The sequence below is a fragment of the Butyrivibrio sp. XPD2006 genome, from assembly GCF_000420865.1.
Lineage (GTDB): Bacteria > Bacillota > Clostridia > Lachnospirales > Lachnospiraceae > Butyrivibrio.
Window position 1 is genome coordinate 26,377 of the sequence record NZ_ATVT01000012.1, and the last position, 15,112, is coordinate 41,488.

General features: G+C 44.0%; 11 protein-coding genes. 10 read left to right on the forward strand and 1 reads right to left on the reverse strand.

Annotated features, from left to right (window positions below):
• Positions 1–67 precede the first annotated feature (67 nt).
• The 5 genes from G590_RS19555 to G590_RS0113185 are packed head-to-tail and all read left to right on the forward strand — an operon-like array spanning position 68 to position 8,385.
• A complete protein-coding gene (locus G590_RS19555; RefSeq protein ID WP_022766132.1) occupies positions 68–829 on the forward strand; it encodes a hypothetical protein in 762 nt (253 codons plus the stop codon).
• A 23-nt stretch (positions 830–852) separates the two neighbouring features.
• Complete coding sequence (locus tag G590_RS0113170; RefSeq protein WP_022766133.1) at positions 853–1,356, forward strand: hypothetical protein; 504 nt, start codon at positions 853–855, stop codon at positions 1,354–1,356.
• A 42-nt stretch (positions 1,357–1,398) separates the two neighbouring features.
• The gene (locus tag G590_RS0113175; protein ID WP_022766134.1) at positions 1,399–2,454 is read left to right on the forward strand and encodes a zinc ribbon domain-containing protein; all 1,056 of its coding nucleotides are present in this window, start codon (positions 1,399–1,401) and stop codon (positions 2,452–2,454) included.
• Positions 2,455–2,476: 22 nt separating this feature from the next.
• The gene (locus G590_RS0113180; protein ID WP_022766135.1) at positions 2,477–7,336 is read left to right on the forward strand and encodes a hypothetical protein; all 4,860 of its coding nucleotides are present in this window, start codon (positions 2,477–2,479) and stop codon (positions 7,334–7,336) included.
• Between the two features lie 26 nt (positions 7,337–7,362).
• A complete protein-coding gene (locus tag G590_RS0113185; RefSeq protein WP_022766136.1) occupies positions 7,363–8,385 on the forward strand; it encodes a zinc-ribbon domain-containing protein in 1,023 nt (340 codons plus the stop codon).
• A 5-nt stretch (positions 8,386–8,390) separates the two neighbouring features.
• Here the strand turns inward: G590_RS0113185 and G590_RS0113190 are convergent, their stop codons facing one another.
• The gene (locus G590_RS0113190; protein WP_022766137.1) at positions 8,391–10,172 is read right to left on the reverse strand and encodes a helix-turn-helix domain-containing protein; all 1,782 of its coding nucleotides are present in this window, start codon (positions 10,170–10,172) and stop codon (positions 8,391–8,393) included.
• Between the two features lie 184 nt (positions 10,173–10,356).
• On the opposite strand from G590_RS0113190, the gene G590_RS0113195 reads away from it, so the two are divergent.
• The 5 genes from G590_RS0113195 to G590_RS0113215 all read left to right on the forward strand — a co-directional run bounded on the left by G590_RS0113195 (position 10,357) and on the right by G590_RS0113215 (position 15,108).
• A complete protein-coding gene (locus G590_RS0113195; protein ID WP_022766138.1) occupies positions 10,357–10,998 on the forward strand; it encodes a hypothetical protein in 642 nt (213 codons plus the stop codon).
• 69 nt (positions 10,999–11,067) lie between these two features.
• Positions 11,068–12,006, forward strand: coding sequence for a type I phosphomannose isomerase catalytic subunit (locus G590_RS0113200; protein WP_022766139.1), 939 nt, complete (start codon positions 11,068–11,070; stop codon positions 12,004–12,006).
• A gap of 142 nt (positions 12,007–12,148) precedes the next feature.
• Positions 12,149–13,924, forward strand: coding sequence for a methyl-accepting chemotaxis protein (locus tag G590_RS0113205; protein ID WP_022766140.1), 1,776 nt, complete (start codon positions 12,149–12,151; stop codon positions 13,922–13,924).
• 85 nt (positions 13,925–14,009) lie between these two features.
• Positions 14,010–14,135 carry a hypothetical protein gene (locus G590_RS21765; RefSeq protein ID WP_022766141.1) on the forward strand — a complete coding sequence of 42 codons (126 nt, stop codon included), beginning with the start codon at positions 14,010–14,012 and terminating at the stop codon, positions 14,133–14,135.
• Positions 14,136–14,244: 109 nt separating this feature from the next.
• Positions 14,245–15,108, forward strand: coding sequence for an ROK family protein (locus G590_RS0113215; protein ID WP_022766142.1), 864 nt, complete (start codon positions 14,245–14,247; stop codon positions 15,106–15,108).
• Positions 15,109–15,112 lie beyond the last annotated feature (4 nt).

Consider the following 15,112-nt stretch of genomic DNA (forward strand, 5'->3'; position numbering starts at 1 on the left):
AATAAGTGTATGTTTTGCCGTTCCATCAACTAAATCATTGAGTTAATTCGACTTTGGAGGTTTTGCTATGCGAGGCATGTCATCATTCCAGGTAAAGGCTCGGGTTATTACTATTTTTCTAAGCATCATCCTTATTATAGGGGGATGCTCTTCTTCGCGTGGAGAGAAAAATCCAAAAGAGCCTGAAAAGGAAGAGGCTTCGGCAACAGAGCAGGCCTCTGTCATAGAACAGAGCACAGCAGAGGTTTCAAAGATTGCCAGCGAGGAGGATGTAGCTCTTTTCCTGATGGGAGATGCAGGGAAGGAGGATGAGAACGAGTATAATCCTGCGACTTATGCGATATCGGGCGGAAGCTGGGATATCCTGGAGTCCGGCGAGAAGATATACACCATGGCTGACGGGAATGAAGCAAAGAACGTCTGGGTTGAGGATGATGGCAAGTATTACTATGTGGACTTTACCGGATGTCTTATGAAGAATAACTATACCGCAGATGGCTTCTATGTAGGAGATGAGGGCTACTGGGTCAGGAAGGAAAAGCAGCGACAGGATGATGTGGAACCACTTAGTGGCAAAACATATGGCCATGACCCGGTATTTGTGATTGAGATCATGAACTATTCGGATGATTCTCATTATGCTATAGCAACAAAGACATACAGTTTTGGGGCAAAAGAGGAGTACAACGTGATGCCACTGGGCCACAGTACATATCTGTTGGAATATCCGGATGAATTTTATGAGGGATATCTGATGTCTGTTTCAAAAGATCAGAAGACGATCATAGTTTCCGGTCTTGGATGCACAGATGAATACACTATAGAATGATCTGACATTGGAGGGCTGCATATATGAAAAGAAATCTAAACAGACGAAAAGGTGCCTATATAGTAATTGCTTTTCTTTTAGTCATGATATTCACCGCCGGATGCGGATTTGTGGGAGGTACGCCCAATATGCCTTATGAGCCTGACACACCGGCGCCTGATCCCCATAACGGATTATTTGTATCTGATCATGGAACCATGGAATTTAACGGCGATGGCAAGAGCGTAACTACAGACTTTGACAGTGAGTTATCTGCTCTTCTCGGACTTCCGGAAGGAAAGCAGGAACTGACTTATGTATTTTTATCAGGTGACCTTCCACCAGGAGGAAGCGTTGACTGCCGCTACGATGTGGCGCATGAACTAAGACTTAGCACTGCTGATACATCAGTAGTGGTTGATATGGCACTTATAGGTGAGGACGGAGTAACCGTGACAAAAGGAACTAATCATGTCACACCTGAGAGAATACCGATGTTCTTCAGGGAAGATGGAAAAATAATGAATGTTATTTTTACAAAACAGTAGTCTGTATACTGATGCGATGGATAGCTTTAGTGAGGAATGGATATGGATGCTGAAATTAAATTCTGTAAAAACTGTGGGGCTAAGGTAAGCAAGAGCGCAAAGTTCTGTGGCAATTGCGGATATCAGTTTGAGGTTTTGCCTCAAGTTGATCCAGAGTCTGTAATCAGTGTCAAGCACTGTCCTCAGTGTGGAAATGAAATGGCAGTTACAGCAAAGTTCTGCCGTCATTGTGGATACAAGGTGGGTGAGCAGAAAGATGCAGCTACACCTCAGATGCAGAAGAAGGAGACACCTGCGCCTGAAGCTGTCGCAGCTTCTGTGCCTGATCCGTCAAAGGTCCATGCTTCATCACAGCCAGGAGAAACTGCAGTAATGGAGTTCTTCACTGAGTCTGTAGTTAAAAGGCCTGTGGCAGCAGCTATGAATGGTGGTGCTCAGATCATCGGGGATGTCACAGAGGTGCCAGAGATAAAATCTGCGTTTTCCACAATAGGTGGCAGTATCATGTCCACCCTTGGTGGTTCTTTAAGTCTTATCATCAAGCCCAAATATCTGATCCTTGCAGTACTTATGGCGCTGGTCTGGATAGTGCTTGGTTCCATGAGAGATTCGAGCTCTGCACTGGTAAAATTCCTTTCCTGGCTGACTTTTGCCAAGGGTGGTTTTGACAGAGATGGTCTTTGGACTCTTGGAGGAATTGTTGGAAAATCAGTTGTCGGCGTGACGCTCTGTTCGTTTTTTACAGGTGGAATACCCAGAGTATTTAAGGGACTTGGGGCTGCGTTTACACGTACCAGTGGCAAAAAAAGCATCCTGGCATTGATCGCTGGTTTCTTTACAGGAATAATTGGTTACTTTTCTTTTGTAGGGTTCGATGCAGCTGATATCACAACATCAATGGCAGGAATATCAGGAGCATTACTATCGTTTGAAGCTCTTGGGGGAAGATCCGGAATGCTTTATGATATCGCAGAATCCCTTACTTCCAAAAAGATAGATGGTATAAGAATGGCGCAGGACGGAAAGGCAAACAGCCTGCTGACGGGACTTTCTTTTGGATTCCTACTGATAACTCTATTCGCTGCGATTTCAGCTTGACCATACAATAGGAGATCAGCCTATGCATAGAAAAATGAGAAATACCATCATAAAAAGAATATGTGCTCTGTCCGGAGCATTTATGATGCTGCTGTCCTTTATAGTGATGTCGACAGCTCTTTTCCCGGTAAAGGCAAATGCGGAAGGAGATGGTTACTGGCAATTTGATCGCTCCGAGGTTGAGGGTCCCAGGAGTAACTTTGAGGATTCCGTAATGTCAGGCGGACATGGATCATATCAGTGCCATGCGGAGTGTACTAAGGATTATGTGACAAATTACCACGATAGTAATGAGCATGAAACTAGTTGCAAGGGCGAATCTGTTGATATTTCAATAAATGTTTCAGAACCCCCGATGACAACATTGGTACCGGGTGAAGAGATTGAAATTGCTGTATATCCTTCAGTATCAGGCACACAGTACACTGACAGCCTTACTGCTTATACCTGTACCATCAATGCGGATATAGGTTTTGGGTCTGATTATAACGCCTGGAAGCATTTTTATAATAGCGAGCAGGAGAAATATTTTGGCGTAGACAGAAGCTGGGAAGAAAATGATTATTACGGATATGGTGGACATCTGTATGCCATGAGTGGTGACAATGTCCTTACGGCAACTGTGCCTGAAGGAAATAGCGGAGGCACTATGTGGATATCCGTTAACTTCAGCCATGCAAGAGGTGAGGATGCGATAACCACATATTATTACTACAAATGGGTTGATGGTCAGGCTAAAGAAGCTAAGCCTGTAGAGGAGAAGAAGCCTTCTGACGGAAAGAGATATTGGGTCTATGATCATACGGAAAACACAGGTCTGGGAGCTGTGGATGGACAGTATCCCGATTCCGACGGTTTTATCGCCCAGCTCAATGTCTATGGCAGTGATGGAGGGTATGAATACAATCTCGTAGAGTATGATGATGATGGAAAAGAAGTAGATGAGTTTCATAATTCCTGCTCATGGAGCGGAATACCTGACAGGATACCTGTGGGCAAGGAGTCGGAGGTAGGTATTAACTTACATTATTCAGCCAGCAATTTTGGACTTAATACCAGCGGTGTGAGGTTTTGGATAAGGCTGGAAGATACAGCGGAAAGAAATGAACTGGAGACAGTTAGTAGCAGGGAAGGTTGGAATTACGAAGACTATATTATCTTGATCTCTGATCAGTACGACTATACGGATGCAGACGGTGTTGTCCATCATGCGGAGAAGGTCAATGCTGACATTGTTCTCTATCCCGATCTTCGGACTGGCAATGGAATCCCAGATCTTAGTGAGGCAACCTATGATCTTTCAAACACAATATTGGTAATCACGGCTTGTGACAATACTATGGATATAGATAAGGGATCTATTATGCTCACCAGGTATGTCTACCATCTTGAGATGCCTGAAGAGAGTGCTGTAGTTGAAGAGACTGATGACAATCATGGAATATTCCAGGAAGATTATACCGAAGCCGATAAAAATCCCGGAGAGGATGAGGGAACATGGATCAATGAGGATATATTCGGCGATGGTGTGCCAACTCCTGATCCTGAAGGGGCGATCATTGGAGGCGGAGCAGCTCTTCTTGGCGCTGGCGCGCTTGCAAGGAAGAAGAAAAAGAAAAATAAAAAGAAGGTTAAAAAGAACGCAGCTGTGGCTGATACTTTTGAGGAAGAAACAAAGGAAAAGTCACAGTTTAAGATGTATATAAATAAGGACTTTGGAAACACTCTGCAAAAGGGTGAAGATCCAAAGTACGTATATGCGCGCATTATGGAGGTTACTCCACAGAAATGGGAGAAGGAAAGAGATGACCTTACTTCCAAGATAGTTGCTTTCTCAGGTGATGGAGTACTGAAAGTAACTGACTGCGGAATGACATCCAACGGATATAAAGCGGCTATGGTTGAAGTGCCGGAAGATAATACCATGGAACAGGGTGAAGTCAGCTTCAAGTTTGTAGGAGAGGGTGGCACCTATATTCGCCATGTGGTATTCGATCTTGTAAATCCTGGTATCAATTTTGCCCAGGAGAATCTTGGACTTCCTGCTCATTACGAAAAAGAGGCGAGACTTCCGTTTGGTGTTATCGGAATGAGCGAAAAAGTGGATGTAACGGCCACAATAGAGGATAAGAAGAAAGGAAAGACAGTATATACTGTTTCACTGGAGCAGGATAAAGAGGAAAAACGTCTTTACTATGCGATCATCAAGGACGTTCTTGCTGATGACAAGGAAGAGGCAGGTACTACAGAGGAATATACTCTCAAGGTAAAGGCACAGGATAGTAAAAAGACTCTGGAAGAAAACTTCAAGATAATGAGAATCCATATGGGACTGGTGCTCATACTTGAAGGTGCTGCCATAGGGTGCTATCTGAAGATCAAGGAAGGACACGAGGGAAGAGCTGCCAAGCGTGCAGTTGGTTCTGAACTTGGCTGGAACCTGTCAGTTTCAGGTGCTGTAGGACTCAATCCAGCAAGCGCGCTGATCGCTCCGGGAGTGCATGCTATGCAGACTGCAACGAGCGCGACAATTAATGAAGTGAAATCTGAAACTGCCCGTGCAGATGAAATTGAGCCATGTACAACGATAGGTAAGATTTTCCTTCTTCACTGGAATGAAGAGAAGAAGATTATCGAGCGCATAGCTGTCGTGCCGGATAGAGAGTGCGTGGTAATCCCTACTACGGTTGAGAACAGCGGCAAATACGCTCACAGGGGAAAGGCAGAGGAAAAACATTACACACTGGTTGAGAATCTTGGGATATGTGCATTCCCGACAAAAGAGGTTGATGAACATGGCGCCAGAACCATCAAACTATGCAGCACAAAGGGAGCGCTTGATCCGCCTACACGTATGAAGGCTGAACTGACTGTAAGGGCAGTTTATGATGAGGTTCAGTACGATGTTACAAAGAAAATCCTTCTGCACAGTATGCCGTTCAGGCAGTATGAGAATGCAGCAGATGAGGCTCAGTACGAGCAATGGGATAAGCATGTCAAGGAAATGCTGTTAAGCATAGAAACCAGAATATACGACAGCTACATGTATCATCTGTATTCGCTCAGAAATATGATCAATCGCATGCTGAATGGCTATGACAAGAGATTTGGGTTTGACAATACCCAGATAAATACTGTCATGGAAGTATGGACGAAGTTCCTTAAGGGAGAACATACCGGTGCAAGAGGAAGAGCCCAGGGACTTACTTTGGCTGATGATCTTGCAGCAGCTTATGCTTTCCTTGAGGGTATGCGTGATAATGGAGGAATGCTTGGAAGAATTGCGCTGGGTATATGCACAGCAGGCTATTCAGAACAGCTCTTCTTTGCCATGGAAATCGGTGAAAAGATGAAACAGGCTGTCTTTGCCTGCAAGGGTGATGATGAATTCGGCTTCTGGGACGGAATTAAACTGGGAGTTCAAGAGTACGCCAAGTCAGAACTGCAGGGCCTTTTGTTCAGCGGTGCTCTAAAACTTGGAGGCGCTGCGCTCAATCTTGCCGGCAAGGCAGTAAAGGGACAGGACTTCGACCTTCTTGGCACCATAGCTGAGAAATACAAGTCAACCATTAAAAACCTTGATGAAGGACTGAAAGCCAAGAGTAAGACCTACAAGCTGGCTTCGGATACCATGGACAGTGTCGGAAACTTCTTCAATACATCGGCAAAGTCCGCAAAAGAGTCGATGGAGAGGAATGATCAGCTTAATGCTGCTGCAGAGAAAAAAGCTCAGACCACCATTGCAGAGCGCAGGCAGGGTAAGGGTCCGGAGCTTAAGAGTGCACAAGAAGCGGCTGATGAAGTATTGTATGATCTTGCAAGGCAGCGAGGTATGAACAAAGTCCGCAAGCTCTGGAAAGCACAGCAGAAGATGAGCAAAGCCAAAGGTACCGGAGGCGGATACTGGGAAGCAAAGGCTGAGTATGAGCAGATCTGCAAGGAAGTATGGAGAGATAAGAATGCCCTTAAGCAGCTCAAGAATTATGATGGAGCCGCTGGCATAGATATGCGATATGAGTTCAATCGATACAGAAATAAGGTTAAGGCTAAAGTTTCAGAAAAGATGCTGGATGATATAGCCCGGGAGACAGGTAAAAAGAGAAATGAGCTCTATATCCAGAGTGCGACCTCAAACAGTGACGCTGATGTTCTGGCAGGAAAGACTGTACCGGAGGATTGGGATGTAACTGTAACAGAAATATGCTATTCAAATCCTAAAGCTTCGAAGAATTTCCTTGTAATAGATCAGGATATCGGTCAGGATGCGCTGTCCAAGAATCTGTACAAGGAGATATACGGAGTTGATCCTCCATCATTAGAAGTTGCAAGAGATATGGCTGATAAGTTTGATGTTACCTATGTAGAGCCTGTACATCATAAAGGTCAGAAAATTGAGGTAAATCTGGAGGCCTATGCTGATCTTGACGGTATGATAAATCCTAATGAGTTCAACCGTGACCTGAAGCTGTTGGAACTTAACAGAAAAGCATTTGCACATAAGGGCAATGAATGGTACAAGAAGGGAGATAACATGCTTGCCAGTGCTGCAGAAAAGGAGGCTAAGGCAAGAACGTTGTTTGGAGCAGAACAGTCAGCTATGATGAAAGAAGCGCAGGAGCTGAAATATGATGCTATTGCCTGCTATGTAGAGGGAACCAGGCAGATTACAAAACAGACAACCAAGACTTCAATGCCACGTAATGCCTATAAGATGTCCCAGGGAATGGCTGATTCCTTCTCGGCTAATGCAAGAGAAATACATGCCCTGGCACTTAAGGTTGGTGATACATTAAGTCCCGGAGAATTCTTCCATATTTTAAGGACTCAGTATGGTATCGATAAGTATGCTTATACTGAACTTATGGCGAATTGTCTTGTTTAAGGACTTTGAACGGAAAAGGAGCATCTATGTATTGTGAAACTTGTGGAGCAAAGATACCGGATGACAGCACATTCTGTGAAGAATGTGGAGCAAAGATAACTAAAGACGTGCAGGCCAAGGAGCCGGAAGTGAAGATGGTTCCGAAGGCTCCGGTGCCACCGCCGCCTATTGTCAATCCGCAGCCACAGCAGCAGTTTGCAACGAATGAAAGCATACAGCCTCAGTCGACAAGCTCGGCTGCTACGCCTTCTGAGAAAGCTGGGTTTTCTGGCAATGGTAAGACTTTAATAGCGGCTATAGGAGGAGTGCTGGCCGTAGTAGTTATTGTGATAGCTGTCATTATGGCTAAAAAGAGTGGGATCATCGGAGGTAAAGGCGATAAGGCAGACAACCAGGAAGCTGAAGTGGTTTCTGAGGTTGTCCAGGAGAGTGCCGCGCAGTCGGTGGAAGAAACGAAGCCTGAAGCTCAGGCAGAAGAAACAGCGCAGCCGGAGCCGGCAGCAGAAAAAACTGATGCTGACAGTGCAAGTGCTGAATCAAAGCCGGCAGCAGGTTCAAAGGTGCCCAGCATCAGCGGCCCTGAGCAGGACGTGGTTATTCAGGACTTTGACTGGTATTTTAATGACGGATTTCCGGAAGACGGTACTGCTTATAATGAGCTCTGGGGTCTTGGCGGAATGTGGAAGTCTTTGATGCTTGCAAGGACAACAACAGATGGCAATGATATGAGCAGGGTCATCATATCAGATACTGAGGTCCAGTACATGGGATATAAGCTGACACTTCTTTTCAATACCAAGTCCCGCTTTGAGTATCCTGAGGATAAAAGAGATCAGATCCAGCATACTGACGATACCCAGGTTACTATGACTCTTAATGGTGACTGGGATGAGGAGAGAACGTCTATGGATGTCTATAGCGTCAACTCCGATCTTAACTGCAAGATAAACACCTTCGTGACAAAGAATGGATTTGATTATGCACTGGGCACTTTGTATAACGGTGACAACGAAATTGGCAAGGTGATAATGATAAGAGCAACTCCTTAAGAGAATCAGTCATACCTGTCTTCAAGCATTTTACGAAGCGTGTTTCTGTCAGTTTTGTTTTGTTCCATCAAAGTTCTGGCATAGTCTCTGAAGGCGTTGCACATTGATGGATGATTGAGTTCAAATGATAACCCTTGCTGTGAGGCAGGGGTTATTTTTGTTGAATTGTCAGAGATGAGAAGATCAATATTACTGAAAGGGGTCTCGGGGATAGGGTAAAAACGGTAGTTTTCATACTTCTCAGACAGGGCGATGATATTTTTTATGTGCAATGAATACTGCTGCGGCGTATAGAAATGCTCAGTGCCTGAAAAAAACGGAGAAATGGGCACAGTACCTCCTGAGAGTGCTTCATCATCAGCCAGTGGAATGCATTCATATAAAGTCCCGGACTCAAGCTTTTTAAGCAGAAGCATATTGTTATTCTTCCAGTTTTCGTAGAGCACCTTGTCATTAAGGCTCTTTACAAGGGCCTCGGGCATTGTGGCCAGAGACAACACATTCTTGATGATGATATCTGAAGCCGTTGGAAATGAAGTCATGGGCAATGGGTGAATAAGAGGTGAAGAGTTCTTAAGGAGCGCCTCATACTCTTTTTCAAAAATGGAAAGGCTCTGCTCGTCGGTGTAGTAGTTATATATTGCATCTGTATCCACAGGTGAAACCTGAAATGACCTTATGCAGGCAACACCGGGAATAAGGAACATGGTATGTGTAAATCTCGGGTTCCTCTGCTTTCTGCAGTAATAGGATTCGATCATACCGGACATATAAAGAGGAAGCCAGCTTCTGATGGCATCACTCATTTCATCAAGACTTCGGTCGAGATTGTGGATTATTCGTATATGTGTTTTGTTCTTTACGTTGGCGAACATCAGAGCTGCCCATTTTAGCAGAAATTCGTAGTCCTGAGTCATCCAGCTCTGATCCATGTCAGAGTACAGATACATGATCGGTACGTTTTTCTTAATGGCAGTGGAGAGAAAACGAAGCACAGCATTTCTAAGGCCTTCAGCACCATAGTAAAACGTATCGCTAAAGTCTCCATTTACAAGAACATCTTTAATGTCAGGGAGCTTCAGTGACTTGCTGGATGGCATAGAGTCAAATATTCCTAGAATGTTCTCGGCAGCCTGTACGTTGTCTTCCTGCTCGTCTTTTCCGTAAAGCCAGCCGGTAAAGAGCTCCTCTTCAAGATCCGGAACGGGAATGCCCATAAGATCACAAAGCTCAGCTTCATTGCCGCTTTTGATTATTCGGTCAAAAAGGACAGAGCTGATCTGCATGGAAAGCTCTGAGTCCGCAACAGGAGTTCTTACGCCGCTCCTGTATCTGCTTATAAGAGAAGCATCGGCGTGAATGAGCTTGCTGAGACGTACGTTTGAGAGATCAGCCAGCAGCATGGAGGAGTTGAGCCTCTCAGCGAAGTGATGGGAGGCAGTTTTTGCAGTGGAACGTTTTTTGCCTGAAGTTCCGTTTGATCCGGCTGAGAGATTTGGATCATAGCCTTCGTATAGCCAGTTTTTCAGGCAGGTCTTTATCTCATTTGCGGAAGCTTTGGGGGCAGCATCTATTACAGAGCAGAGCTTGTCCAGGTTATTTTTATTATCCGCAAAAAGGTATATGCCGTTTATCAGTTTGTCGGCGGTGACACTGTCAGGGTGGGGAATCCTCTTGCCGCTTTTGATACGGCTGATGTTCGTTCTGTCAAAACCCACTTTTTTAGCTATTTCAGCTCCTGTGGCATCAATCTTTTCCAGCAATTCATTGAGCTTTTCGGTAAGCATTCTGGTGACCTCCTGATGTACCCTTTTGAAATTCACTGATATTAAAAGTATATCAGAGTAAATGTGACCGTTCAATTTGTCAATGACACATTTCTGTCACGGCATGTATAACGCAAATTATAAAGTATCATATTAGTATAGGAACACTGTTTACACAAAAAACTTATAGGAAGGACCACAGACTATGGAAGAGATCAAAGGCCGTAAAATAACGGAGAATATCTATGCTTGTCCGGATGGAAAGTACAGATGGATCTATGAACTGAATATGTTAACTAATCCTATAATACTTCTGACTATATGGAAGCTGTTTTTCATTCTTATACTCATTCAGCTTTTGTTTTCGTTTTTGATCGAGCTGTTTGAAGGTAATGCTGCCGGCTGGTTTACGGATTATCTGTTATCCCCCGGAGTTCTCATTGTTCCGGGAATAATGTTTGTACTTTCCATAATTGCTTATCTGATAGTAGCTGCTATCTATGGATGGAAATACATCGTATTGTTTGAAATGGATGACAAGGGCATTGATCATATTCAGATGCAGAAACAGTTTGAGAAGGCACAAGGTCTGGCCTGGCTTACTGCCATGGCAGGATTTGCAACCAATAATTTCACAACAGCCGGTGCCGGAGTTCTGGCAGGAAGCAAAAGTACATCCAGTTCAACCTTTGCAAATGTAAAGAAGTTGATAAGCCAGAAAGGTTTGCACTGTATCAGGGCAAACGAGCTTCTGGAGAAAAATCAGATATATGTAGCTGACGAGGATTATGAGTTTGTATGGGATTACATGGCTGCGAGATGCACCAATGCCAAGATCAAGAGATGAAATGGCAGATTTGTTAAGGTGCATCAGCTGTGATAGAATAACTATCTGTCGAAAGGAAACAGATGGTTGATGGGAATATACAGATTAAAGCCCGCCTGTAAGGATTACCTTTGGGGTGGTCACAAGCTGGTGGAGGATTTTGGAATAGAGTATGAAGGCGATGTATGCGCTGAAGCCTGGCTTCTGTCATGCCATGAGGATGGTAAGTCTATCGTTGCTGACGGGCAGTACGAAGGCAAGAGTCTTGACGAGCTGATAGATGTTCTGGGAAAAGAGTGTCTTGGCACAGCTTGCAGGGATAAAGAGGATTTCCCTATACTGATCAAGCTTATCGATTCAAGAAAACCCCTTTCAATTCAGGTTCATCCTGATGAGGAATATGCAAGGACCCATGAAGGACAGCATGGTAAGACAGAGATGTGGTATGTTCTCGACGCTGATGAAGGGGCATATATTTACAGGGGATTCAGTAAGAGTATCAGCAAGGAAGAATTTGAGAAAAGAATTTCCGATAACACCCTGGAAGAGGTACTGAATAAGGAATACGTCAAAAGGGGAGATGTATTTTTGATCACCCCGGGAACCCTTCATGCACTGGGAGGAGGGATCCTCCTGACAGAGATACAGCAGAGCTCAAACGTGACATACAGGATTTACGATTACGGTCGTGTGGGAGCTGATGGCAAGGAAAGACCTCTTCATATCAGGCAGGCTCTTGATGTGACTGAACTTGTCATGCCGCATAAATATACGCAGGGAGACAGGTGCCTTCTGAGCTGCGAACACTTTGTGGTAAGTCACGAGGCCGTTACTTCGGATGTGTCGTTTAAGGAAAGTGCTGATGAAAGGTCTTTTGTCTCGATAATAGTTATCGGGGGACAAGGCAGTATAACATGCTGCAGTGACAGCTTCGAGTGTAAAAAAGGCGAATCATATTTTATAACAGCAGGCAGTGGAGAATTTCAGATTGATGGAGACGCGGAGGTTTTGATAACCAGGATTCCGTAAATAGTGATATATGAACAGGTGGCCCTAAGCCACCTGTATTTTTATGCTTTTATTAAAAAAATATTAAACGAAAAAAAGATAAAAAATAGGTTGTATAATGTATTTACAAGTAAAACTGTGCTTATTTGAAAGGAGAATTATCATGGCTGGTTCATCTGAAATTAAAAAGAGAAAGGTTCCGTTTTTTAAATCGATTCCTGTTCAGATATTATTTTTTAATATTCTGATGCTGATCGTTTTCAATGTGGTAAGCTATGTTGTTAATAGTGGAATATCATCACTGTCCGACAGCGCACAGAGTATTATAAACGGAGTAACCGATCTCGCTCAGAGAGAAGGTATTGTTAAGGAAGATATGGCTAAATTGGACGGCACAATACAAAGTGCTATCGGACTTTGGCAATACTATGGAGATTCTGACAAGGAAAGAATCGGTAATGACATTAAGACTTATGAAGATGAGATTAACACTCTGGTAAAGTCTATGGGTGATGAATTTGCGCAATATGGCGATACGACAGCTACAGCTCAGCTGGAAGCATCGTCTAAAGCTGTTATGGCAAATGTTGATGAAGTATATAATATCTTGATGACCAGTGGTGATGGAATGACTGCTTCAGGCATCCTTACCGGAGAGTATATTACCAATATGGATGGTGTAAAGAAAGGGTTTTCAGATCTGGATACATCCTTAGAAACCCTTCAGGGAAGTGTTGTCGGATTTATGAAAGAGTCGAGAGATAAGATAACAGCCATGAATGTTACCGGCATGGTGGTATTTATAATATGTCTTTTGCTGAACCTGTATGTATCCTTCTTCCTGATCACCAAGGTTATTACCAGGATTTCAGATTCCGTACAGGATATCATCAGTGATATCAATGCGGGAAAGGGAGATCTTACCACAAGAATAAATGTTAAGACCGGCAATGAGCTTGTGTTTATCAGAGACGGTATAAATGATTTCATCGGAACGCTTCAGGGTGTAATGAAGGATGTTAAGAGCGGAACTCTTATACTCACGGATTCTGCAGACAAGATGACGTCACAGATCGCAGCAGCCAATGACAATATTACCAATACATCAGCAGCTCTTGAAGAACTCTCAGCCAGCATGGATAACGTATCTACCACAGCTTCTCAAATTAAGGATCAGCTTAATGACGTAAAAGATGCAGTAGAAAGCATCAACGATGAAGTGGCATCCGGCAAGGAACGTGCGGGTGAGATTCAGAAGGAAGCAGATGCTATCAAGAACGAGGCTATGCAGAAGAAAGAGAATACGGGTTCAAGAGTTGAGGCTCTCAGTAAGACCCTTGATGAGTCTGTAAAGGAAAGTGAGCAGGTAAATCAGATCGGTGAACTTACCAAGGTCATCCTTGATATCGCATCTCAGACAAACCTTCTTGCACTTAATGCCAGCATTGAGGCTGCAAGAGCAGGAGAGGCAGGTAAGGGCTTTGCGGTAGTTGCTCAGGAAATCAGCGCACTTGCAGACAACAGCAGACAGACAGCCGGAAACATTCAGACCATCAGTGAAAACGTAACCAAGGCTGTTCAGGATCTTTCAAACAATGCCATCGAGGTTGTGGACTTTATCAACAGTACGGTTATAGCTGACTATGAGGCTTTTGTTGAAACCGGTGAGAAGTATGAGAATACAGCAGAGATCATGAATGAGATTCTCGCAGGCTTCACGGAAAAAGCAGATTCTCTGGATAACACAATGCACAGTATGGCAGATTCCATTATTACAATTACCGATTCCGTTGAGGAGTCCACTCAGGCAATCAGTCTTTCAGCTTCGAACTCCACAGAGATTGTAGGTGAGATCCAGGAGATCGGCGAGGCCATGGACAATAACAACCAGGTAACAAATAAGCTCAGTGACAGTACAAGGAAGTTTATAAACGTATAAGATTTTTTAATACTTTTTTAATAAAAATAGTACACCAAATGGTGTACTATTTTTATTGTACGTTATGTGTGAGGAGGAATTTGATATGAATACAAAGACATGGGTTATTACTGTTGGTGGGGTTGTATGTGCACCGTCTCTTTTGTGTGATGTTGACAGCAAGGCACAGGAAAACAACATTGAGACAGATGAAAAGTCAAAAGAACAGTAATACGGCAAAAAACTATTTCCCAATAAAGTGGCACTAGCATGACAATCATGTTAGGGCTATTTTTTTTTGCCAACACTGCTATACTATTCTTCAGACGGAGGGTGAGAAAATGTATGGAGCGATTGAAGCCGGCGGGACCAAGATGGTCGTTGCCGTGGGCGATGAAAACGGAAACATCATTGATACCAAAGAGATAAAGACCGAAACTCCCAAGGAGACGATTCCCGGTATCCTTAAGTTTTTCGAAAAATATGAAATAGATTCTGTAGGCATCGGTGCTTTTGGCCCGGTATGCCTTGATAAGAACAGCAGTGATTACGGCAGGATAGGAAAAAGTCCTAAGCTTGACTGGGTAGGATTCTCCTGGAAAGAGGCTTTTGCAGAAACAGGGATTCCTGTTGTTGTTGATACGGATGTCAATGCAGCATGCATCGGGGAAGTTATGTTCGGAAACGGGCAGGGACTTAGTGACGTCATATACATTACCATAGGAACAGGGATTGGTGTTGGCGTCTACTGTGATGGTCATCTCCTTCACGGAATGCTGCATCCCGAGGCCGGTCATATTCTGCTTGCAAGAAGCGTGGGAGATGACTTTAAGGGAAGCTGTCCGTATCACAGTGACTGTTTTGAAGGGCTGGCATCAGGCCCTGCCATAAGGATGCGCTATGGCAAGGAAGGTTTTGATCTTACAGACAGAGAAGATGTTTGGGAGCTTGAAGCGGACTATATCAGCAAGGCTCTGATGCAGTATATCTGCTGCTATTCGCCAAAACGGATAATACTTGGAGGAGGCGTGATGCATGTTGAAAAGCTTTTTCCCATTATTCGTAAAAAGACTGCAGAGTATCTGAACGGTTATCTTAATACTTCCGAATTAAGAGACATGGACAGCTATATCGTTCCCGCACTGCTTAGAGGAGAGCAGGGGATAAAGGGATCTCTTTTCCTGGCAAAGAAAGCAAAACTATAAGGCG

Bases quoted from the DNA above. Each gene is read 5' to 3' on its own strand.
- G590_RS19555 (WP_022766132.1), top strand. From the start codon at position 68: ATGCGAGGCATGTCATCATTCCAGGTAAAGGCTCGGGTTATTACTATT.
- G590_RS0113170 (WP_022766133.1), top strand. From the start codon at position 853: ATGAAAAGAAATCTAAACAGACGAAAAGGTGCCTATATAGTAATTGCT.
- G590_RS0113175 (WP_022766134.1), top strand. From the start codon at position 1,399: ATGGATGCTGAAATTAAATTCTGTAAAAACTGTGGGGCTAAGGTAAGC.
- G590_RS0113180 (WP_022766135.1), top strand. From the start codon at position 2,477: ATGCATAGAAAAATGAGAAATACCATCATAAAAAGAATATGTGCTCTG.
- G590_RS0113185 (WP_022766136.1), top strand. From the start codon at position 7,363: ATGTATTGTGAAACTTGTGGAGCAAAGATACCGGATGACAGCACATTC.
- G590_RS0113190 (WP_022766137.1), bottom strand. From the start codon at position 10,172: ATGCTTACCGAAAAGCTCAATGAATTGCTGGAAAAGATTGATGCCACA.
- G590_RS0113195 (WP_022766138.1), top strand. From the start codon at position 10,357: ATGGAAGAGATCAAAGGCCGTAAAATAACGGAGAATATCTATGCTTGT.
- G590_RS0113200 (WP_022766139.1), top strand. From the start codon at position 11,068: ATGGGAATATACAGATTAAAGCCCGCCTGTAAGGATTACCTTTGGGGT.
- G590_RS0113205 (WP_022766140.1), top strand. From the start codon at position 12,149: ATGGCTGGTTCATCTGAAATTAAAAAGAGAAAGGTTCCGTTTTTTAAA.
- G590_RS21765 (WP_022766141.1), top strand. From the start codon at position 14,010: ATGAATACAAAGACATGGGTTATTACTGTTGGTGGGGTTGTATGTGCA.
- G590_RS0113215 (WP_022766142.1), top strand. From the start codon at position 14,245: ATGTATGGAGCGATTGAAGCCGGCGGGACCAAGATGGTCGTTGCCGTG.